The sequence below is a fragment of the Pseudomonas sp. B21-009 genome (assembly GCF_024749345.1).
Lineage (GTDB): Bacteria > Pseudomonadota > Gammaproteobacteria > Pseudomonadales > Pseudomonadaceae > Aquipseudomonas.
Map to the genome: position 1 here is coordinate 5,776,958 of NZ_CP087199.1, position 19,406 is coordinate 5,796,363.

The following is a 19,406-nucleotide window of genomic DNA, read 5'->3' on the forward strand; positions in this document are numbered from 1 at the left end:
ATGCACGCTCTACAAGCCAAGATTCTCGATCCACGCATCGGTAGCGAGTTCCCGCTGCCGCAGTACGCCACCCCGGGTTCGGCCGGCCTTGACCTGCGCGCCATGCTCAAGCAAGACACCGTCCTCGAGCCAGGCCAGACCCTGCTGATCCCTACCGGCCTGTCGGTGTACATCGGCGATCCGGGCCTGGCGGCGCTGATCCTGCCGCGCTCGGGCCTTGGCCATAAACATGGCATCGTCCTCGGCAACCTGGTCGGCCTGATCGACTCCGACTACCAGGGCGAGCTGATGGTCTCGTGCTGGAACCGCGGCCAGACCCCATTCACCATCGCCATCGGCGAGCGCATTGCGCAACTGGTGCTGGTACCCGTGGTACAGGCGCACTTCGATATCGTCGAAACCTTCGACGAAAGCCAGCGTGGCGCTGGCGGCTTCGGTCATTCCGGTAGCCATTGAGGCGCTTCCAGCAGGTGCTGCCGGGGCTATTGATAGCCCTGGCTGGCCTGCTTGCGGGCGTACTACTGACTTGGTTCACCGCAGTACTGCCTGGCCAGCGTGAGCACCGCAACAACCTGGCTTACGCCCAGGCCGGTGCACTCGTATCGCGCCTGGACGCCTCGATCATTGCCGTCAGCAGCGAAGTGAACGCCCTGGCGAGAAGCCCGGCGGTACTGGCATTGGTTCAATCACCTGACCCCAAAAAGCTGCTCGGCGCATTCGCCCACCTCGACGGCCTGGTGGCGGCACAGTTGCTCAAACCTGGACAGGCCGCCTCGAGCCCACCCATGAGCGAGCCCGTGCTCGACATGATCCGGCGCGCCGAGCGCGGCGTTCCACCTGCCCTTGAAGCCTATCCTGAGGCTGGACAGCAACGGGTTTTCAGCGTCACCGCACTGCGTGAGTCTGCTGACGCCCCCGTACAGGCCATTTTGGTGCTCACATTCGCGCTCTCACACTTCACTGACCCACTGCAGCGCGATGCGGGTACGATTGGTCAGATGCGACTGACACAATTGGTGTTCAACGACCCGCCCGTCGAGCTTTTCAACCACGGCCACAGCCAGGCGCCGGCATTGCACCAGTTGGGCACTGCCAACGCCACCTGGGCCTTGGGGTTTCAGCCCGGCCCCTTGATCGAGAACGCCTCGGCATACAGGTTCAACCCCTGGCTGCTGCTCGCCGCCTTTCTAGCGTTGTCCGGCCTGTTCGGCGGCTTTTGGTTAACCGCCAGACGCTCCCAGAATGGGGCCGTAAACATCAGCTGAATGTAGACAGAACAGACTTTACCGGCGAACTCTGTCGCGAAAATGCCGTCAAAGGCGGACATATTGACTCGCGCAGTGGCTGCCGCTGACGCTCTCAGCAACCCTTTTAGATTGGAGTTTCCCAGGTGACCAGCATGGAACGAGTGACCCCGAACCTTCCCGCCAGCATCTTCCGCGCCTACGATATCCGTGGCGTGGTCGGTGACACCCTGACCGCCGAAACCGCTTATTGGATCGGCCGCGCCATCGGCGCCCAGACGCTGGCCCAGGGTGAGCCGAACATCTCGGTCGGCCGCGACGGGCGCCTGTCGGGGCCAATGCTGGTCGAGCAACTGATCAAGGGCCTGGTCGAAGCCGGCTGCAAGGTCAGTGACGTCGGCCTGGTGCCGACCCCAGCCCTCTACTACGCCGCCAACGTACTGGCCGGCAAGTCCGGAGTGATGCTCACCGGCAGCCACAACCCGCCGAACTACAACGGCTTCAAGATCGTCATCGCCGGCGACACCCTGGCCAACGAGCAGATCCAAGCGCTGTTGATCCGCCTGCAAACCAACGACCTGAGCCGCGGCGAAGGCAGCGTCGAGAAAGTCGAAATCCTCGAGCGCTATTTCAAACAGATCACCGGCGATATCAAGCTGGCGAAGAAGCTCAAGGTGGTGGTGGACTGCGGCAACGGTGCGGCTGGCGTGATTGCCCCGCAGCTGATCGAAGCCCTGGGCTGCGAAATGATCCCGCTGTTCTGCGAGGTCGATGGCAACTTCCCCAACCACCACCCGGACCCGGGCAAGCCTGAGAACCTGGTCGACCTGATCGCCAAGGTCAAGGAAACCGGCGCCGACCTGGGCCTGGCCTTCGATGGCGATGGCGACCGCGTCGGCGTGGTCACCAACACCGGCAACATCGTCTACCCCGACCGCCTGCTGATGCTGTTCGCCCAGGACGTGCTGGAGCGCAATCCGGGCGCCGAGATCATCTTCGACGTCAAATGCACCCGCCGCCTGACCCCGCTGATCGAGCAGTACGGCGGCCGCGCGCTAATGTGGAAAACCGGTCACTCGTTGATCAAGAAGAAGATGAAACAGACCGGCGCCCTGCTCGCCGGTGAAATGAGCGGCCATATTTTCATCAAGGAACGCTGGTACGGTTTTGACGATGGTATTTACAGTGCCGCGCGCCTGCTGGAGATCCTCAGCAAGGCCAAAACCGATGCCGAACAGCTGTTCGCGGCGTTCCCGAACGATATTTCCACGCCGGAAATCAACATTGATGTGACCGACGAGGGTAAATTCAGCATCATTGATGCACTGCAACGCAACGCCGACTGGGGCAACGACGCCAACCTGACCACCATCGATGGTGTGCGGGTCGACTACCCACAAGGCTGGGGCCTGGTTCGCGCCTCCAACACCACGCCGGTGCTGGTATTGCGCTTCGAGGCCGACACTGACGCCGAACTGCAGCGTATCCAAGAGGTATTCCGCGCCCAACTAAAGCGCGTTGCCCCTGACCTGCAACCCGAGTTCTGACCGACTATCTGTTCCAACTGGAGCCCTGCATGACCCTCGATCGCGATGCCGCCACCCATGTCGCCCAGGTTTTGTCCGAAGCGCTGCCTTATATCCGCCGCTTTGTCGGCAAGACCCTGGTGATCAAATACGGCGGCAACGCGATGGAGAGCGAAGAGCTCAAAACCGGTTTTGCCCGCGACGTGGTGCTGATGAAAGCGGTCGGCATCAACCCGGTGGTCGTGCACGGTGGCGGCCCGCAGATCGGTGACCTGCTCAAGCGCCTGTCGATCGAAAGCCACTTCATCGACGGCATGCGCGTTACCGACGCGCAAACCATGGACGTGGTGGAGATGGTCCTCGGCGGCCAGGTCAACAAGGACATCGTCAACCTGATCAACCGTCATGGCGGCAGCGCCATCGGCCTGACCGGCAAGGATGCCGAGCTGATTCGCGCGAAGAAGCTCACCGTCAGCCGCCAGACGCCAGAGATGACCACCCCGGAAATCATCGACATCGGTCATGTGGGCGAAGTAGTCGGGGTGAACACCGACCTGCTCAACATGCTGGTCAAAGGTGACTTCATTCCGGTGATCGCGCCGATCGGCGTGGGCGCCAACGGCGAGTCGTACAACATCAACGCCGACCTGGTGGCCGGTAAGGTTGCCGAAGCACTGAAAGCTGAAAAGCTGATGCTGCTGACCAACATCGCCGGCCTGATGGACAAGCAAGGCACCGTGCTCACCGGCCTGACCACCGAGCAGGTCAACGAACTGATCGCCGACGGCACCATTTACGGCGGCATGCTGCCGAAGATCCGCTGCGCCCTTGAAGCGGTGCAAGGCGGGGTCAACAGCTCGCACATCATCGATGGCCGGGTGCCGAACGCGGTACTGCTGGAGATCTTCACCGACAGCGGCGTAGGCACCCTGATTACCAACCACAAGCCGCGCTAAGGCACAAAAAAGGCGACCCTCGGGTCGCCTTTTTGTTTGCCTCAGATACCGTACTGGGCCCGGTAGGCCTCGACGGCCGGCAAGTGCTGCTTGAGCGCCGGGTCGTCGGCGAGGAACTCCAGCACCTGGGTCAGCGAGACGATGCTCACCACCGGAATGCCGAAGTCGCGCTCCACTTCCTGGATCGCCGACAGCTCGCCGTTGCCGCGCTCCTGGCGGTTCAGCGCGATCAACACGCCAGCAGCCTTGGCTTGCTGGCCCTGGATGATCTGCATGACTTCGCGGATGGCGGTACCGGCAGTGATCACGTCGTCGATGATCAGCACATCGCCGGTCAGCGGTGCGCCGACCAGGCTGCCGCCTTCACCGTGGGCCTTGGCCTCTTTGCGATTGAAGCACCACGGCAGGTCGAGGTCATGGTGCTCGGCCAGGGCCACGGCAGTGGCTGCCGCCAGGGGGATACCCTTGTAGGCCGGGCCGAACAGCACGTCGAACGGGATCTTGCTGTCGACGATTGCCGCAGCATAGAAACGCCCGAGCTGAGCCAGGGCCGAACCGCTGTTGAACAGGCCGGCGTTGAAGAAGTACGGGCTGGTGCGCCCGGACTTGAGGGTGAACTCACCGAAGCGCAGAACCCCGCGGTCGATGGCAAAACGAATGAAGTCGCGCTGATACGGCTGCATGAAGAGTCCCGGATACCACGGATTTAGCTAATTGAGTACAGCTCGGGTATCATACACGCACGAGATTTTTGGGGCCATTTATGCGGATCATCAGTGTGAACGTTAATGGCATTCAGGCTGCCGTTGAGCGTGGTTTGCTCAGCTGGCTACAAGCCCAGAATGCTGACGTCATCTGCCTTCAGGATACCCGCGCCTCGGCCTTTGAACTCGACGACCCAGCTTTCCAGCTCGATGGCTACTTCCTTTATGCCTGCGACGCAGAAGTTCCCGCCCAAGGCGGCGTGGCACTTTATTCGCGGTTGCAGCCCAAGGCAGTCATCAGCGGCCTGGGCTTCGAGACAGCCGACCGCTACGGACGTTACCTGCAGGCCGATTTCGACAAGGTAAGTATTGCAACCCTGTTGCTACCTTCGGGAATGAACGGCGATGAAGACTTGAACCAGAAGTTCAAGTTGATGGACGACTTCGCCAAGTACCTGGACAAGCAGCGGCGCAAGCGTCGCGAGTACATCTATTGCGGCTCGTTGTACGTGGCGCAGCAGAAGCTCGACGTCAAGAACTGGCGCGATGGCCAGCAGTCTCCAGGCTTCCTGGCGCCGGAACGCGCCTGGATGGACGAGATTGTCGGCAACATGGGCTATGTCGATGCCCTGCGCGAAGTCAACCGTGAAGGCGACCAGTACAGCTGGTGGCCAGACAACGAGCAGGCCGAGATGCTCAACCTGGGCTGGCGCTTCGACTACCAGCTGCTGACCCCGGGCCTGCGCCGCTTTGTTCGCAGCGCACGCCTGCCACGCCAGCCGCGCTTCTCCCAGCACGCGCCGCTGATCGTGGATTACGACTGGACGCTGACCATCTAAGTCGTGCAGCCACAAAAAAACCGACTTCATGTCGGTTTTTTTGTGGCTTCAGCTTTTATCAGATCATTATTTGATCGGCCGCCAGGTCAGCGGGTAGCGATAGGGCTGGCCTTCGTTGGCCTTGACCCCGGCAATGATGGTCAGGATCAGCACGGCGATCATCAGCATGCCAAACAGCACAATGCCGATCAGGACGAACATCAGCAGCCCACAGATGATTCCGGCGATGAATACTGTGATCTGGAAGTTCAGTGCCTCCTTGCCCTGGGCATCGACGAACGGGTCGACGTCCTTTTTCCAGATCCACATCACCAGCGGCCCCAACAGGCTGCCGAAGGGGAAGACCAGGCCGAGCAAGGCAGCCAGGTGACAGAACATCGCCCATTGCCGGGCTTCGGCGTTGGGAGTGGGCAACTGCAAGGGCTGCTCGGTCATGCTCTGCTCCTGGGCGTGGGTGTATCAGTCAGCCAGCGAGGCCTGCTGCAGTTCGAACAGGTCAACCATGCCTTTTTGCGCCAGTGCCAACATGGCGTTGAGCTCTTGCGGCTGGAATGGCGCGCCTTCGGCAGTGCCTTGTACTTCGATGAAGCCGCCTGCGCTGGTCATCACCACGTTCAGGTCGGTCTCGGCTGCCGAGTCTTCGAGGTAGTCCAGATCGAGCACCGGCTCACCCTGGTACATGCCTACCGAGACGGCTGCGATCATGTGCTTGAGCGGGTCACCGCCCTTCAGGCCGCCGCGCTTCTTGACCACGCGCAGGGCATCAACCAGGGCAACCATGGCGCCGGTGATCGAAGCGGTGCGGGTGCCGCCGTCGGCCTGAATCACGTCGCAGTCGACGTACAGGGTGATGTCGCCCAGCTTGCTCATGTCCAGCGCAGCGCGCAGGGAGCGGCCAATCAGGCGCTGGATTTCGAGGGTGCGACCGCCTTGCTTGCCACGGCTGGCTTCGCGCTGGTTACGCTCGCCGGTAGAACGCGGCAGCATGCCGTATTCGGCCGTCAGCCAGCCCTGGCCCTGGCCTTTGAGGAAGCGCGGGACACCGTTCTCGACACTGACGGTACAGATGACTTTGGTGTCACCGAACTCGACCAGTACTGACCCCTCGGCGTGTTTGGTGTAGTTGCGGGTGATGCGGATCGAGCGGAGCTGATCGGCAGCGCGACCACTTGGACGTTTCATTTGGGATACCTGTACTGGACTTGAATCTGCCCAGCATTATAGAGCGCGCCGGGCGATGAGGACACGCCTATTGTCGCAGGCCCCGAAACAGACGGCCCAGGGCCGCAGGTCGGGTTTTTCCGGGAACCGCGTGAGGGTTTGTAACATCAGTTGATTGGGAGCCAGCGCCGCACTGCGCTACAATCCTGCGCCTTCAGCCGCTTGGCTTTCCTTCATCTTTTGCGCGAGGTACTTCCCATGGTGCACAGCATGACCGCTTTTGCTCGAGTCGAGCGCGCCGGTAGCCAGGGCACCCTGATCTGGGAACTGCGCTCAGTCAATCATCGTTACCTGGAGCCGCACCTGCGCCTGCCAGAAGCCTTCCGCGACCTCGAGGGCGCCGTGCGCGAAAGCCTGCGCCAGGGCCTGTCGCGCGGCAAGGTCGAATGCACCCTGCGCTTCAACGAAGAGAACAACGGCAAGGCCCTGCAGGTTGATCGCGAGCGCGCCGCGCAACTGGTTGCCGCCGCCGAGACAGTCGCCAGCCTGATCAAGCAGCCGGCGCCGCTCAACCCGCTCGAGGTTCTGGCCTGGCCCGGCGTGTTGGTGGCCGATGCCGCCGACCCGCAGGCGCTCAACAGCGAGGCCATGGCCCTGTTCGAAGAGGCCCTGAACGAGCTGAAGAACGGCCGCAACCGCGAAGGCGCAGAACTCGCGCGACTGATCAACGAGCGCCTGGACAACATGGCCAGCGAGGTCACCACCTTGCGCGCCCTGGTGCCGCAGATGCTCGCGGCGCAACGGCAGAAGATCCTCGACCGCTTCAGCGACATGCAGGCCGAGCTCGACCCGCAGCGCCTGGAGCAAGAGATGGTCATGCTCGCGCAAAAGAGCGACGTCGCCGAAGAGCTCGACCGCTTGAGCACCCACGTCACCGAAGTGCGCCGCGTGCTCAAGTCCGGCGGTGCCGCCGGCCGGCGCCTGGACTTCCTGATGCAGGAGCTCAACCGCGAAGCCAATACCCTGGGCTCCAAAGCCTTCGACCCACGCAGCACCCAGTCCGCGGTCAACCTCAAGGTACTGATCGAGCAGATGCGTGAACAAGTACAGAACATTGAGTAAGGCCACCCCGACCATGAATCACAGCAGCGGCACCCTTTACATCGTTTCGGCCCCCTCCGGCGCCGGCAAGACCAGCCTGGTCAAAGCCCTGATCGATGCTGACAACAGCATCCAGGTGTCGGTCTCGCACACCACCCGGGCCATGCGCCCGGGCGAAGTGCACGGCGTGAACTATCACTTCGTCGAACACACCGAGTTCAAGCTGATGATCGAGCAAGGCGACTTCCTCGAACAGGCCGAAGTCTTCGGTAACTTCTACGGGACTTCGCGCAGCGCGCTGCAACAGGCGCTCGACCAGGGCCAGGACCTGATCCTCGAGATCGACTGGCAAGGCGCCCAGCAGGTGCGCACGCTGATGCCCGAGGCGCGCTCGATCTTCATCCTGCCGCCGACCCAGGAAGCCCTGCGCCAGCGCCTGACCAACCGCGGCCAGGACAGCGACGAGATCATCGAAGGACGGATGCGTGAAGCAGTGAGCGAGATGAGTCACTACGACGAGTATGACTTTGTCATCATCAACGATGACTTCGCCACGGCACTGGAAGACCTCAAGGCGGTGTTCCGCGCCAATCGCCTGCTGCAAGCCAACCAGCAGCAGCGTCATGGCCAGCTGCTCAAGCAATTGCTTGCCTGAGCAACCTGCCGCTCCAGCCGCTTAGCGGCGGCTGGAGACCGTGGCGTGACGATGCAGGGTCATGCCCAGGAAGAACGCCGGCGCACGCAGACGCGACAGCATCATCAGCACCAGGCCGAGTACGGTGATGATCATTGCGATCACGAACACCAGGCCCAACCCGCCCACATGCGAACCGCTGCCGAACGACGGCGAAGCGCTGTCGATGGCTGTCTGCAGGAAAATCACCGAAAGGATGCCACCGCCAAGCAGCGGGCACAGGCCGCGCATCAGGAAATGCCGCACGCTGTCGAACAGGCTGTGGCGGAAGTACCAGACGCAAGCATAGGCAGTCAGCGAATAGTAGAAGCAGATCATCATGCCCAGGGCGGTGATGGTGTCTGCCAGGACGTTTTCGCTCAAGGTACGCATGGTCACGTAGAACACACCTGCCGCCATGCCGGCGCAGATGGTGGCGTAGCGCGGGGTTTTCGAGCGCGGGCAGATACTGGCGAAACGCTCGGGCACAGCGCCGTAGTAACCCATGGCCAGCAACGTGCGCGCCGGCGATACGAAAGTGGACTGCAGCGAGGCGGCAGTGCTGGCCAGCACCGCGATCGACATCAGGATAGCCAGCGGCCCCATGACCGGGCCGGCCAGGTGAGCGAAGACGTTTTCCTGGATGCGCGGGTTGTTCAGGCCTAGGCCAATGTCACCGATACCGGCGAATTGCAGGGTAGCGATTGCTGTGACCAGGTACAGGCCAAGAATCAGCAGCACCGTCAGGGTCGCCGCACGGCCAGGGGTATCACCGCTGCCGACCGATTCTTCACTGATGCTCAGACACACGTCCCAGCCCCAGAAAATGAAGATCGACAGCGACAGGCCGGCGGTAAAGGCCGAGAACGACTCAACGCCGAAGGGGTTGAACCAGTCCAGGTCGAACGCCAGCGGTGGCGTCGCCGACGACTCGCCAAACGCAGCCATGGCAAAGCCCACCAGCACCACCAGCTGCAAGGCCACCAGGCCGTACTGCACGGTCATGGTCGTAGCGATGCCGCGACAGCAGATCCACACCGCCATGGCGATGAACACGCAACAGGTGACGACATTGACCAACAGGTTGTCGCTCAGCGCAGCCACCTCGTGGCTGCCGGTGATCTGCCCAAGGAATAGATAGAAGAAGTCGACGGCCACCCCGGCCAGGTTGGACAGCACGATGGTGGTTGCGGTAACCAGCCCCCAGCCGCCAATCCAGCCGATCATCGGGCCGAACGCCCGTGCCGACCAGGTAAAGGAAGTACCGCTGTCAGGCTCGGCCGCATTCAGTTCGCGGTAACCCAGGGCCACCAGCAGCATCGGCAGGAAGCCAACGATGAATACCGCCGGCAGATGAGCCCCGACTTCACGCACGGTCGGGCCCAACGCACCAGTCAGGGTGTAGACCGGAGCGATGGTGGAAATGCCCAGCACGATGCTGGCCAGCAGTCCGAGCCGGCCCTTGGCCAGCCCCTTGGATCGCCCGCCCTCACCTGGGGACAGGCCTGCTTTGTGTTCACTCATGAGTAGTTGCCGCCAATATTGGTATTGTTTTTCAGGACGCCCCGCGGGGTGTCCGCTTTCACTCATTGAAACCTGTTGCGTGGTACTTCAAGCCCGGATCAACCGGCTGACTTCATAGGATTTTCTCCCGGATCCGCTCGCCCATGGCACGGGTCAGGCATGCCTCACGAAATGCCTGGAACAGGCGCAGCGAGACCGGGTTGTCGGCAAAACGGTACTCGGGGTGCCATTGCACGCCGACCACAAAGCCCGGGGCGTCTTGCATCGACACCGCTTCGATCAGCCCGTCGGGGGCCAATGCCTCGGCGCGCAAGCCGCCAGCCAGGCGATCGATACCCTGGCTGTGCAGCGAATTGACCATGAAGCTGTGCTCCATCCCCAGGCGTTCGAACAACCCGCCGGGCTGGACAGTGACCAGGTGACGGGGGCTGTACTGTTCTTCCAGCGGGGCGTCCTGCGGCTCGCGATGATCCAGGTAACCCGGCAGTTCCTGCACCCGCTGGTGCAGGGTGCCACCGAGGGCCACGTTGAGTTCCTGGAAACCACGGCAGATGCAGAACACCGGCACGCCGTCGGCAATCGCCGCCTGCAGCAGCGGCAGGGTCAGTCGATCGCGAAACACGTCGTGCTGGGTCCCTTCCACGCTGGGGGCGCCATTGTAATGATGCGGCTCGACATTTGAAGGCGAACCGGTAAAAAGAATGCCATCGAGCCGCTCCAGTACGCGGCGCGGGTCGCTGGGCTCGGCCCTGGCCGGGAGGATCAGGGGGATCCCGGCAAAGCCTGCGGCCTCGACATATTTGTCGCCCACGGTGTGCGACGAGTTCTTGCCCAGTTGCTGGCGGCAAGCGGAAACGCCAATCAAAGGCGGCATTGCTGCGGTAGTTTGCATGGGTTCACCCTCCCTTACAGCTTGATCCAGGTCGCCTTGAGTTCGGTGTATTTGTCGAAAGCGTGCAGCGATTTGTCCCGGCCATTACCCGACTGCTTGAAGCCGCCAAACGGTGCGGTCATGTCGCCGCCGTCGTACTGGTTGACCCAGACACTGCCAGCACGCAGGGCGCGAGCGGTGTTGTGGGCACGGGAAATGTTGCTGGTCCACACCGCCGCCGCCAGGCCGAAGGGCGAGTCGTTGGCAATGTCGATGGCTTGTTCGGCGCTATCGAAGGTGATCACCGACAGCACCGGGCCGAAGATTTCTTCGCGGGCGATACGCATGGCATTGGTCACACCATCGAAAATCGCCGGCTGCAGGTAAACACCGCAGGTGTCTTCCAGCACCCGCTCGCCACCGGTGACCAGGGTGGCACCGTCAGCCTTGCCGGCTTCGATGTAACCGAGCACAGTGTCCAGTTGGGTGGTGTCGACCAGGGCGCCGACGCGGGTGTCCGGGTCCAGCGCATGGCCGGGCTTCCAGGCCTTGAGGGCCTCGACCACCATCGGCAGGAACTGGTCCTTGATCGAGCGTTCAACCAACAGGCGCGAACCGGCAATGCACACTTCGCCCTGGTTGAAGGCGATAGCGCTGGCCGCAGCTTCGGCGGCGGCCTGCAGGTCCGGGGCGTCGGCGAAGACGATATTCGGGCTCTTGCCACCGGCTTCGAGCCAGACGCGCTTCATGTTCGACTCGCCGGCGTAGACCATCAGCTGCTTGGCGATGCGGGTGGAGCCGGTGAACACCAGGGTATCGACGTCCATGTGCAGGGCCAGGGCCTTGCCGACGGTGTGGCCGTAACCTGGCAGCACGTTGAGGACACCCGCCGGCAAACCGGCTTCGATCGCCAGTTGGGCGATACGAATGGCGGTCAGCGGCGATTTTTCGGACGGCTTGAGGATCACCGAGTTACCGGTGGCCAGGGCCGGGCCGAGTTTCCAGCAGGCCATCATCAGTGGAAAGTTCCACGGAACAATGGCCGCGACCACGCCGACCGGCGAGCGGGTGACCAAACCCAGCTGGTCGGACGGGGTCGCAGCAACTTCGTCGTAAATCTTGTCGATGGCTTCAGCGTTCCAGCGGATGGCGTTGGCCGCCGCCGGAATGTCGATGCTCAGGGCATCGGCAATCGGCTTGCCCATGTCCAGGGTCTCGAGCAATGCCAGTTCTTCGGCATTGGCCAGAAGCAAATCTGCAAAAGCAATCAGCACCCGCTTGCGCTGGGCCGGCGCCTGGTTGGCCCAGACGCCACTGTCGAAACTGCGCCGGGCCGCAGCTACCGCGCGTTCGGCATCGGCGCTGTCACAGCTGGCGATCTGCGCCAGCTGGCGGCCGTCGACCGGGCTTGAACACTCGAAAGTTTCGCCGGACACACTGGCACAGTACTGGCCGTCGATGAAGGCGCGGCCTTCGATGTTCAGGCCCTGGAAAAGCTGTTCCCAGTGTTGGCGTGGTGCTGTTGTCATTGTTGTTTTCTCCGGCGTCACACCGTGTGCAGGTACCAGTTGTATTCGAGGTCGGAAATCGACACCTCGAACTCGGCCATCTCGCTTTCCTTGCAGGCGACAAAAATATCGATGTAGTCGGGGCTGATGTACTTGTTCAGCACTTCACTGTCATCGAGCTCACGCAGCGCATCGCGCAGGTTGTTCGGCAGGCTCTGCTCCAGCTGCTCGTAGGAGTTGCCCTCGATAGGCGCTCCCGGCTCGATCTGGTTGGTCAGGCCGTGGTGGATGCCGGCGAGAATGGCCGCCATCATCAAGTACGGGTTGGCATCGGCGCCGGCAACCCGGTGCTCGATTCGCACGGCATCGCTGCTGCCGGTCGGCACGCGGACCGCTACGGTGCGGTTGTCCAGCCCCCAGCTCGGCGCGTTGGGCACGTAGAACTGGGCACCGAAACGCCGGTAGGAGTTGATGTTCGGGCACAGGAAGGCCATTGACGCTGGCATGGTCTCGAGCACGCCACCAATGGCGTGGCGCAGGGTTTCGCTTTGCTCGGGGTCTTCGCTGGTGAAGATGTTCTTGCCGGTTTTTTTGTCCAGCAACGAGATATGCACGTGCAGGCCGTTACCGGCCTGGCCCGGATAGGGCTTGGCCATGAAAGTGGAGTCCATTTCATGGTCGTAGGCGATGTTCTTGATCAGGCGCTTGAGCAACACCGCGTAGTCGCAGGCCTTCATCGGGTCGGCAACGTGGTGCAGGTTGACCTCGAACTGCGCCGGGGCGCTTTCCTTGACGATCGCATCCGCCGGGATGCCCTGCTCCTTGGCGGCTTCAAGCATGTCCTGCAGGCAATCGACGTATTCGTCGAGATCGTCGATCAGGTACACCTGGGTCGACTGCGGGCGCTTGCCGGAGATCGGCGAACGCGGCGGTTGCGGGCGGCCGTTGAGGTTGTCCTGGTCGATCAGGTAGAACTCAAGCTCAAACGCCGCGCAAATATCCAGGCCCAGCGCATCGAACTTCTCCACCACGCTGCGCAGCACTTCCCGCGTGTCGGCGAAGAATGGCGTACCGTCCAGTTCGTGCATGGTCATCAGCAATTGCGCGGTCGGACGCTTCTGCCACGGCTCGTAGGCCAAGGTGCCGGGGATCGGGAAGCAGATGCGGTCGGCATCGCCGATGTCCAGGCCCAGGCCGGTGCTTTCGACGGTCGAGCCGTTGATGTCCAGGGCAAACAGCGAAGCCGGCAGGTTGATGCCTTTTTCGTAGACTTTAACCAGGCTTGCACGCTCGATGCGCTTGCCACGCACCACGCCGTTCATGTCTGCAATCAGCAGATCGACAAATTGCACCTCAGGGTGGGCCTGGAGAAATTCGCCCATCTCATCGAGAGGGATGGCGCACGGGGAGACCGACGTCATGGCTAGGCATCCTTTGATTTTTTATCGAACGACATGGAGGAGGTACTACTGCGCTATCGAGAGCGGCGATGGTTTCATTTGTTCTTTTTAAGTGGTCCCATCGTGGGGAACAGCTGAACGCCGTGGGTTCGCACGGACGTTCCAGATTTTTCTGACAACGTCGCGACTTGATTCACGACTGCCGCCTCACTATAGAATGGCCCCCACGCAACAGACATTGGCATTTAGGCAAGTAAAGAGTGCATCCATGCAATATCAGATCAGCCACGCCGACCTTTCCCTGGTGCTTGCACTGGTCCGCGGCCGCTCCCTGGCCAAGGCCGCCGAGCTGCTGAAGGTCGATGTATCGACTGTTTTTCGTTCGATCCGGCGCATGGAAGCCGCCCTGGGTACCGCGTTGTTCGTCAAAAGCCGCAAAGGCTACATCCCCACCGGTACCGCCCAGGCCCTGGCCGAGCAGGCCGAACGCGCCGAGCAGGCACTGGATGCCGCGCGGGTGGCGCTGGAACTCGGTGAGCAGGTGGTCAGCGGCACGGTGCGCCTGACCTGCACCGACGCCGTGCTGCACAGCCTGCTGCTGCCAGCGCTGGCCGAGTTCATGCCGGCGTATCCGGCGCTGTCGCTGGAGCTGGCGACCTCCAACACCTTTGCCAACCTCAGCCGGCGCGATGCCGACCTGGCCCTGCGCCTGACCAACACCCCGCCGGAGCACCTGGTCGGGCGCTGCCTGGGATCGGCGTCCTATGTGGTGTGCGGCCGCGAAGAGTTTCGCGACAAGCTCAAGGACGCGCCGGCGGCGCTGCCGTGGATAGCCCCGGACGACACCATGCAGGACCACCCCACCGTGGTCTGGCGCAGCGAACACCTGCCCGGGGTCATGCCGCGCTACCGTTGCAGCAGCATCTCGGCGATTGCCCAGCTGGTAACCGCCGGCCTGGGCGTGGCGGCCCTGCCAGACTACATGGCCCATACCCTGCCCGGTGTCGAATCGCTGAGCGCTGCCCTGCCCGGCTGCGACACCGAAGTCTGGCTGCTGACCCGCCCCGATTGCCGCGCCTTGCGTTCAGTGCAGACGCTGTTCGACGAATTGACCCCGCGCCTGCGCGATGCCTTGGGTCGCCAGTGAAATCGTCCTCGCGGGGCAAGCCCGCTGCCACAGAACCTCTGTAGGAGCGGGCTTGCCCCGCGATGCTATTGAATTGAGCACGCATACAAGACAGTTGTGCTAGAGCCCTGCAAGTAGGTATCGTCGAGGTATCAAGGGCTCGAAATGAAATCAGCGCTTCCCTAAAGGCTGGTGATTTTTTAAACTATCGAGTCCGCTCGCCCTTTCGGGCTGAACTCCGCATTTGCTACTTGAGGAAGACCATGGCCCGCGTAACCGTTGAAGACTGCCTAGAACACGTGGCTAACCGTTTTGAGCTGGTCATGCTCTCCACCAAACGTGCCCGTCAACTGGCCACCGGCGGCAAAGAGCCGAAGCTGCCATGGGAAAACGACAAACCTACCGTCATGGCCCTGCGCGAAATCGCTGAAGGCATCTGCACTGATGAGTTCATGGCTGCAGAGTCGATCCAGACTCAAGTTGAGCCAATGTTCGCGTTCGGCGAGGGTGACGAGACCAACGAGGCAGTCTAAGCCCATGCCTGGTCGACGTAGTACGGCACCGGTCATCGTCCCTTGGCAAGAGGTAATCCCATGCCGAGCATAGACGCCCTCGCCGATCGCTTGTCGACCTACCTCGGCGCCGACCAGGTCAACCTGGTGCGCCGGGCGTATTTCTACGCCGAACAAGCCCACGACGGCCAGCGCCGTCGCAGTGGCGAAGCCTACGTCACGCACCCGCTGGCGGTGGCAAGCATCCTTGCCGACATGCACATGGACCATCAGAGCCTGATGGCCGCCATGCTTCATGACGTGATCGAAGACACCGGCATCGCCAAGGAAGCACTCAGCTCGCAATTTGGCGAAACCGTGGCCGAACTGGTCGACGGCGTCAGCAAGCTGACCCAGATGAACTTCGAGACCAAGGCCGAAGCCCAGGCGGAAAACTTCCAGAAAATGGCCATGGCCATGGCCCGGGATATCCGTGTGATCCTGGTCAAGCTGGCCGACCGCCTGCACAACATGCGCACCCTCGAAGTGCTGTCCGGCGAAAAACGCCGGCGCATCGCCAAAGAAACCCTGGAAATCTACGCCCCCATCGCCAACCGCCTGGGCATGCACAGTGTGCGCGTAGAGTTCGAAGACCTCGGCTTCAAGGCCATGCACCCGATGCGCTCGGCGCGCATCTACCAGGCGGTCAAGCGCGCCCGCGGCAACCGCAAGGAAATCGTCAACAAGATCGAAGAGTCGCTGGCCCACTGCCTGGCGGTCGACGGTATCGAAGGCGAAGTCAGCGGCCGGCAGAAGCACCTCTATGGCATCTACAAGAAGATGCGCGGCAAACGCCGGGCCTTCAACGAGATCATGGACGTCTACGCGTTCCGCATCATCGTCGACAAGGTCGACACCTGCTACCGCGTGCTGGGCGCCGTGCACAACCTGTACAAGCCGCTGCCGGGGCGCTTCAAGGATTACATCGCGATCCCCAAGGCCAACGGCTACCAGTCGCTGCATACCACGCTGTTTGGCATGCACGGGGTCCCGATCGAGATCCAGATCCGCACCCGCGAAATGGAAGAGATGGCCAACAACGGCATCGCCGCCCACTGGCTGTACAAGTCCAGTGACGACGAGCAGCCCAAGGGCACCCATGCCCGGGCGCGCCAATGGGTCAAAGGCGTGCTGGAAATGCAGCAACGCGCGGGCAACTCCCTCGAATTCATCGAGAGCGTGAAGATCGACCTGTTCCCGGACGAGGTCTACGTGTTCACGCCCAAGGGCCGGATCATGGAGCTGCCCAAAGGCTCCACGGCGGTCGACTTCGCCTACGCGGTGCACACCGACGTCGGCAACAGCTGCATTGCCTGCCGCATCAACCGCCGCCTGGCGCCGCTGTCCGAACCGCTGCAGAGCGGCTCGACGGTCGAGATCGTCAGCGCCCCGGGGGCGCGACCGAACCCGGCCTGGCTCAACTTCGTGGTGACCGGCAAGGCCCGTACGCACATCCGCCATGCGCTCAAACTGCAGCGCCGCTCGGAATCCATCAGCCTCGGCGAACGCCTGCTGAACAAGGTTCTCAACGGCTTCGACAGCGCCCTGGACAAGATCCCCCAGGAGCGCATCCAGGCCATGCTCGGCGAATACCGCCTGGAGCTGATCGAAGACCTGCTCGAAGACATCGGCCTGGGCAACCGCATGGCCTACGTAGTGGCCCGCCGCCTGCTGTCTACCGAAGGCGAGCAACTGCCAAGCCCGGAAGGCCCGCTGGCCATTCGCGGCACCGAAGGCCTGGTGTTGAGCTACGCCAAATGCTGCACGCCGATACCGGGCGACCCGATTGTCGGTCACCTGTCGGCGGGCAAAGGCATGGTGGTGCACCTGGAAAACTGCCGCAACATCAGCGAAATCCGCCACAACCCGGAAAAATGCATCCAGCTGTCCTGGGCCAAGGATGTCACCGGCGAATTCAACGTCGAGCTGCGCGTCGAGCTTGAGCACCAGCGCGGCCTGATCGCGCTGCTGGCCAGCAGCGTCAACGCCGCCGACGGCAATATCGAGAAAATCAGCATGGATGAACGCGATGGTCGCATCAGCGTGGTCCAACTGGTGGTCAGCGTGCACGACCGTGTGCACCTGGCACGCGTGATCAAGAAACTGCGCGCCCTGACCGGGGTGATCCGAATCACCCGCATGCGTGCGTAGCCCAATAACAGCAAGGAGTCATCATGACCAAGACCGTCATCACCAGTGACAAGGCCCCAGCCGCCATCGGCACCTATTCCCAGGCGATCAAGGCCGGCAACACGGTGTACATGTCCGGGCAGATCCCGCTGGACCCGAAAACCATGGAACTGGTCGAAGGCTTCGAAGCCCAGACCGTCCAGGTCTTCGAAAACCTCAAAGCCGTTGCTGAAGCCGCTGGCGGTTCGTTCAAGGACATCGTCAAGCTGAACATCTTCCTCACCGACCTCAGCCACTTCGCCAAGGTCAACGAGATCATGGGCAAGTACTTCGACCAGCCGTACCCGGCCCGCGCCGCCATTGGCGTTGCTGCCCTGCCGAAAGGCTCGCAGGTTGAAATGGATGCCATCCTGGTCATCGAGTAACACCCCCGAGGGCGCGCCGCCCGGTGCGCCCTCATCCCCCGCCCCTGCAAGGACCCCCGCCATGCGCTACGCGCTCGCCCTGTCGCTGCTCGCCACCCTGTTGAGCGGCTGCGCCAGCCACAGCCCGGAAGACCTCAACGGTACCTGGATCAACCAGAACGCCATCGACGCTGCCGCCAAAGGCTCCAACCTGCGCCAGGCCCTGCTCGCCAACGGCCCGAACCTTGAATGGAAGGTCAACGTTGCCGCCAGCCAGGCCACCTTCAGCAATGGCTTTGAAGCGGGCGACGGCAAGCTCAAGGCGCTCAAAGATGGCCAGTGGGAAGTCGATTTCTATGGTAACTACGCCGAGACGCTGAGCCTGGACGGCGACGAACTGGTTCAAGCGGCCAGTGACGCCAACCCGCAGCAGAGCTTCCAGCGCGCCGAAACCCCGGCGCCCATTGATGCGCCAGCTGGCACCACCTTTGAAACCGAGCTGTACAAGGCTTACATGGGTGGCGACTGGAAGATTGTCGAGGGCCCGGGTCAAGGTGCAATGGTGCATTTTCGCGCCAACGGCAGCCTCGACGGCCTGCCCGGCCTGGATCGCTACGCGCTGTGCCTGGCTGGTGATTGCGCGGCCATGAGCGGCGAGCACGACAGCCTGTGGCTGGAACGCAACCAGCAGGGCAACCCGTGGATCTTCAAGCGTGACGGCAAACAGCTGGAAATCTTCCAGGCCGTCAACAAGGCCCAGGCCGACGAGATGCCCGATCTGCAACCTGGCCCTCGTCGCTGGCTGCTTGAGCGTCAGTAAGGGTTAATTGCTACCGGCAAGGATGGCCGCATAGCCTTCCTTGTAGCTTGGGTACTGTGGCGCCCAGCCCAGTGCCCGGGCCCGGACGTTGCTGCAGCGCTTGCTGCCGGCACGGCGCACCCGCTCCTGCTCCGACCACTGGGTAACGCCCATGTACTCGCGCAGCCAGGCAACCACGTCAAACAGCGGCGCCGGCGCGTCATCGACACCGATGTAGCAGTCGTCCACAGCCTTGCCTTGCTGATCGCTCTTGAGCAAGAACGCCAGCAGCCCGGCAGCATCTTCAGCGTGAATGCGGTTGCCGTACAGCGGCGGCTCTTCGGTTACTCGATAACCCTGGCGGACCTGGCTGAGCAGCCATTCGCGACCCGGGCCGTAGATGCCCGTAAGGCGCACGATGGTCGCCGGGATGCCGCTGGCCAGGGCCAGTTGCTCGGCTTCGAGCATCACCTTGCCCGAATAGCCTTCAGGCGCCACGGCAGCAGTTTCGTCAATCCACTCGCCGTCCTTCTGCGCATACACGCTGCTGCTCGAGACAAACAGCAGGCGCCGCGGCTTTTGCCCGCGCTCGGCCAGCCAGGCCAGCACGTTGCGCAGGCCCTCGACATAAGCGGCCTGGTAACCGGCTTCGTCATGCTGGCTGGCGGCAACGCTGTAGACCAGGTAATCCGGAGCGTCAACCGGCCAGTCGGCCGGGCAACGCGAGTCATTCAAGTCGGCAGCGATCGCCGTCACCCCCTCTGGCAATTGGCCAACACTGCGGCGCAAGCCGCTCACCGGCCAGCCAGAGGCCAGCAATTGCTTGGCCAGACGGCCACCGACATCGCCACAACCGACGATCAGAACTGAGGGCGCAGACATCCTGAAA

The 19,406-nt window shown here is 62.4% G+C and carries 19 protein-coding genes and 1 pseudogene; 12 read left to right on the top strand and 8 right to left on the bottom strand.

Annotated features, from left to right (window positions below; all coding sequences use genetic code 11):
• From dut to argB, 4 genes and pseudogenes are all read left to right on the top strand, one after another.
• Positions 1-456 carry a dUTP diphosphatase gene (dut, locus tag LOY34_RS26765; protein ID WP_010225872.1) on the top strand — a complete coding sequence of 152 codons (456 nt, stop codon included), beginning with the start codon at positions 1-3 and terminating at the stop codon, positions 454-456.
• Positions 453-1,265 (top strand): hypothetical protein, encoded by an 813-nt coding sequence (locus LOY34_RS26770; RefSeq protein ID WP_195885318.1) that lies wholly within the window; start codon positions 453-455, stop codon positions 1,263-1,265. The genes dut and LOY34_RS26770 overlap by 4 nt, the downstream gene beginning before the upstream one ends.
• Before the next feature lie 149 nt (positions 1,266-1,414).
• Positions 1,415-2,791 (top strand): annotated as a pseudogene (locus tag LOY34_RS26775) (phosphomannomutase/phosphoglucomutase); the annotation flags it as partial.
• 29 nt (positions 2,792-2,820) lie between these two features.
• Entirely contained in the window at positions 2,821-3,726 is a 906-nt protein-coding gene (argB, locus tag LOY34_RS26780; protein WP_045199591.1) for an acetylglutamate kinase, read from the top strand.
• A 41-nt stretch (positions 3,727-3,767) separates the two neighbouring features.
• Here the strand turns inward: argB and pyrE are convergent, their stop codons facing one another.
• Positions 3,768-4,409 (bottom strand): orotate phosphoribosyltransferase, encoded by a 642-nt coding sequence (gene pyrE, locus LOY34_RS26785; protein ID WP_010225878.1) that lies wholly within the window; start codon positions 4,407-4,409, stop codon positions 3,768-3,770.
• A gap of 80 nt (positions 4,410-4,489) precedes the next feature.
• On the opposite strand from pyrE, the gene LOY34_RS26790 reads away from it, so the two are divergent.
• On the top strand, positions 4,490-5,269 hold the full coding sequence (locus LOY34_RS26790; protein WP_195885320.1) for an exodeoxyribonuclease III: 780 nt from the start codon (positions 4,490-4,492) through the stop codon (positions 5,267-5,269).
• A gap of 66 nt (positions 5,270-5,335) precedes the next feature.
• Here LOY34_RS26790 and LOY34_RS26795 read toward each other — a convergent pair whose 3' ends face one another.
• Both LOY34_RS26795 and rph read right to left on the bottom strand, forming a co-directional pair.
• Positions 5,336-5,704, bottom strand: coding sequence for a DUF4870 domain-containing protein (locus tag LOY34_RS26795; protein WP_195885321.1), 369 nt, complete (start codon positions 5,702-5,704; stop codon positions 5,336-5,338).
• 24 nt (positions 5,705-5,728) lie between these two features.
• Positions 5,729-6,451 carry a ribonuclease PH gene (rph, locus tag LOY34_RS26800; RefSeq protein WP_045199585.1) on the bottom strand — a complete coding sequence of 241 codons (723 nt, stop codon included), beginning with the start codon at positions 6,449-6,451 and terminating at the stop codon, positions 5,729-5,731.
• Positions 6,452-6,688: 237 nt separating this feature from the next.
• On the opposite strand from rph, the gene LOY34_RS26805 reads away from it, so the two are divergent.
• Both LOY34_RS26805 and gmk read left to right on the top strand, forming a co-directional pair.
• Positions 6,689-7,552 (top strand): YicC/YloC family endoribonuclease, encoded by an 864-nt coding sequence (locus LOY34_RS26805; RefSeq protein WP_045199583.1) that lies wholly within the window; start codon positions 6,689-6,691, stop codon positions 7,550-7,552.
• A 13-nt stretch (positions 7,553-7,565) separates the two neighbouring features.
• A complete protein-coding gene (gmk, locus tag LOY34_RS26810; protein WP_045199581.1) occupies positions 7,566-8,186 on the top strand; it encodes a guanylate kinase in 621 nt (206 codons plus the stop codon).
• Positions 8,187-8,207: 21 nt separating this feature from the next.
• On the opposite strand, the gene LOY34_RS26815 is transcribed toward gmk, so the two are convergent.
• The 4 genes from LOY34_RS26815 to LOY34_RS26830 form a co-directional block, all read right to left on the bottom strand.
• Complete coding sequence (locus LOY34_RS26815) at positions 8,208-9,728, bottom strand: APC family permease (protein WP_045199579.1); 1,521 nt, start codon at positions 9,726-9,728, stop codon at positions 8,208-8,210.
• Positions 9,729-9,840: 112 nt separating this feature from the next.
• Complete coding sequence (locus tag LOY34_RS26820) at positions 9,841-10,620, bottom strand: gamma-glutamyl-gamma-aminobutyrate hydrolase family protein (RefSeq protein ID WP_045199578.1); 780 nt, start codon at positions 10,618-10,620, stop codon at positions 9,841-9,843.
• A gap of 14 nt (positions 10,621-10,634) precedes the next feature.
• Complete coding sequence (locus tag LOY34_RS26825; protein ID WP_195885322.1) at positions 10,635-12,128, bottom strand: aldehyde dehydrogenase; 1,494 nt, start codon at positions 12,126-12,128, stop codon at positions 10,635-10,637.
• A gap of 17 nt (positions 12,129-12,145) precedes the next feature.
• Positions 12,146-13,528, bottom strand: coding sequence for a glutamine synthetase family protein (locus tag LOY34_RS26830; protein ID WP_258664120.1), 1,383 nt, complete (start codon positions 13,526-13,528; stop codon positions 12,146-12,148).
• A gap of 247 nt (positions 13,529-13,775) precedes the next feature.
• Here LOY34_RS26830 and LOY34_RS26835 point away from each other — a divergent pair, with 247 nt between their 5' ends.
• The 5 genes from LOY34_RS26835 to LOY34_RS26855 all read left to right on the top strand — a co-directional run bounded on the left by LOY34_RS26835 (position 13,776) and on the right by LOY34_RS26855 (position 18,538).
• A complete protein-coding gene (locus LOY34_RS26835; RefSeq protein ID WP_045199572.1) occupies positions 13,776-14,654 on the top strand; it encodes a LysR family transcriptional regulator in 879 nt (292 codons plus the stop codon).
• A gap of 242 nt (positions 14,655-14,896) precedes the next feature.
• Positions 14,897-15,166 carry a DNA-directed RNA polymerase subunit omega gene (rpoZ, locus tag LOY34_RS26840; RefSeq protein WP_045199570.1) on the top strand — a complete coding sequence of 90 codons (270 nt, stop codon included), beginning with the start codon at positions 14,897-14,899 and terminating at the stop codon, positions 15,164-15,166.
• Positions 15,167-15,226: 60 nt separating this feature from the next.
• Entirely contained in the window at positions 15,227-17,335 is a 2,109-nt protein-coding gene (gene spoT, locus LOY34_RS26845) for a bifunctional GTP diphosphokinase/guanosine-3',5'-bis pyrophosphate 3'-pyrophosphohydrolase (RefSeq protein WP_045199568.1), read from the top strand.
• A gap of 23 nt (positions 17,336-17,358) precedes the next feature.
• Positions 17,359-17,739, top strand: a complete 381-nt coding sequence (locus LOY34_RS26850; protein WP_003229509.1) for a RidA family protein — start codon at positions 17,359-17,361, stop codon at positions 17,737-17,739.
• A 61-nt stretch (positions 17,740-17,800) separates the two neighbouring features.
• On the top strand, positions 17,801-18,538 hold the full coding sequence (locus LOY34_RS26855; protein WP_195885323.1) for a hypothetical protein: 738 nt from the start codon (positions 17,801-17,803) through the stop codon (positions 18,536-18,538).
• A 3-nt stretch (positions 18,539-18,541) separates the two neighbouring features.
• Here the strand turns inward: LOY34_RS26855 and LOY34_RS26860 are convergent, their stop codons facing one another.
• Positions 18,542-19,399 carry an SDR family oxidoreductase gene (locus LOY34_RS26860; RefSeq protein ID WP_258664123.1) on the bottom strand — a complete coding sequence of 286 codons (858 nt, stop codon included), beginning with the start codon at positions 19,397-19,399 and terminating at the stop codon, positions 18,542-18,544.
• Positions 19,400-19,406 lie beyond the last annotated feature (7 nt).

Bases quoted from the DNA above. Each gene is read 5' to 3' on its own strand.
- dut (WP_010225872.1), top strand. From the start codon at position 1: ATGCACGCTCTACAAGCCAAGATTCTCGATCCACGCATCGGTAGCGAG.
- argB (WP_045199591.1), top strand. From the start codon at position 2,821: ATGACCCTCGATCGCGATGCCGCCACCCATGTCGCCCAGGTTTTGTCC.
- pyrE (WP_010225878.1), bottom strand. From the start codon at position 4,409: ATGCAGCCGTATCAGCGCGACTTCATTCGTTTTGCCATCGACCGCGGG.
- LOY34_RS26790 (WP_195885320.1), top strand. From the start codon at position 4,490: ATGCGGATCATCAGTGTGAACGTTAATGGCATTCAGGCTGCCGTTGAG.
- LOY34_RS26795 (WP_195885321.1), bottom strand. From the start codon at position 5,704: ATGACCGAGCAGCCCTTGCAGTTGCCCACTCCCAACGCCGAAGCCCGG.
- rph (WP_045199585.1), bottom strand. From the start codon at position 6,451: ATGAAACGTCCAAGTGGTCGCGCTGCCGATCAGCTCCGCTCGATCCGC.
- LOY34_RS26805 (WP_045199583.1), top strand. From the start codon at position 6,689: ATGGTGCACAGCATGACCGCTTTTGCTCGAGTCGAGCGCGCCGGTAGC.
- gmk (WP_045199581.1), top strand. From the start codon at position 7,566: ATGAATCACAGCAGCGGCACCCTTTACATCGTTTCGGCCCCCTCCGGC.
- LOY34_RS26815 (WP_045199579.1), bottom strand. From the start codon at position 9,728: ATGAGTGAACACAAAGCAGGCCTGTCCCCAGGTGAGGGCGGGCGATCC.
- LOY34_RS26820 (WP_045199578.1), bottom strand. From the start codon at position 10,620: ATGCAAACTACCGCAGCAATGCCGCCTTTGATTGGCGTTTCCGCTTGC.
- LOY34_RS26825 (WP_195885322.1), bottom strand. From the start codon at position 12,128: ATGACAACAGCACCACGCCAACACTGGGAACAGCTTTTCCAGGGCCTG.
- LOY34_RS26830 (WP_258664120.1), bottom strand. From the start codon at position 13,528: ATGACGTCGGTCTCCCCGTGCGCCATCCCTCTCGATGAGATGGGCGAA.
- LOY34_RS26835 (WP_045199572.1), top strand. From the start codon at position 13,776: ATGCAATATCAGATCAGCCACGCCGACCTTTCCCTGGTGCTTGCACTG.
- rpoZ (WP_045199570.1), top strand. From the start codon at position 14,897: ATGGCCCGCGTAACCGTTGAAGACTGCCTAGAACACGTGGCTAACCGT.
- spoT (WP_045199568.1), top strand. From the start codon at position 15,227: ATGCCGAGCATAGACGCCCTCGCCGATCGCTTGTCGACCTACCTCGGC.
- LOY34_RS26850 (WP_003229509.1), top strand. From the start codon at position 17,359: ATGACCAAGACCGTCATCACCAGTGACAAGGCCCCAGCCGCCATCGGC.
- LOY34_RS26855 (WP_195885323.1), top strand. From the start codon at position 17,801: ATGCGCTACGCGCTCGCCCTGTCGCTGCTCGCCACCCTGTTGAGCGGC.
- LOY34_RS26860 (WP_258664123.1), bottom strand. From the start codon at position 19,399: ATGTCTGCGCCCTCAGTTCTGATCGTCGGTTGTGGCGATGTCGGTGGC.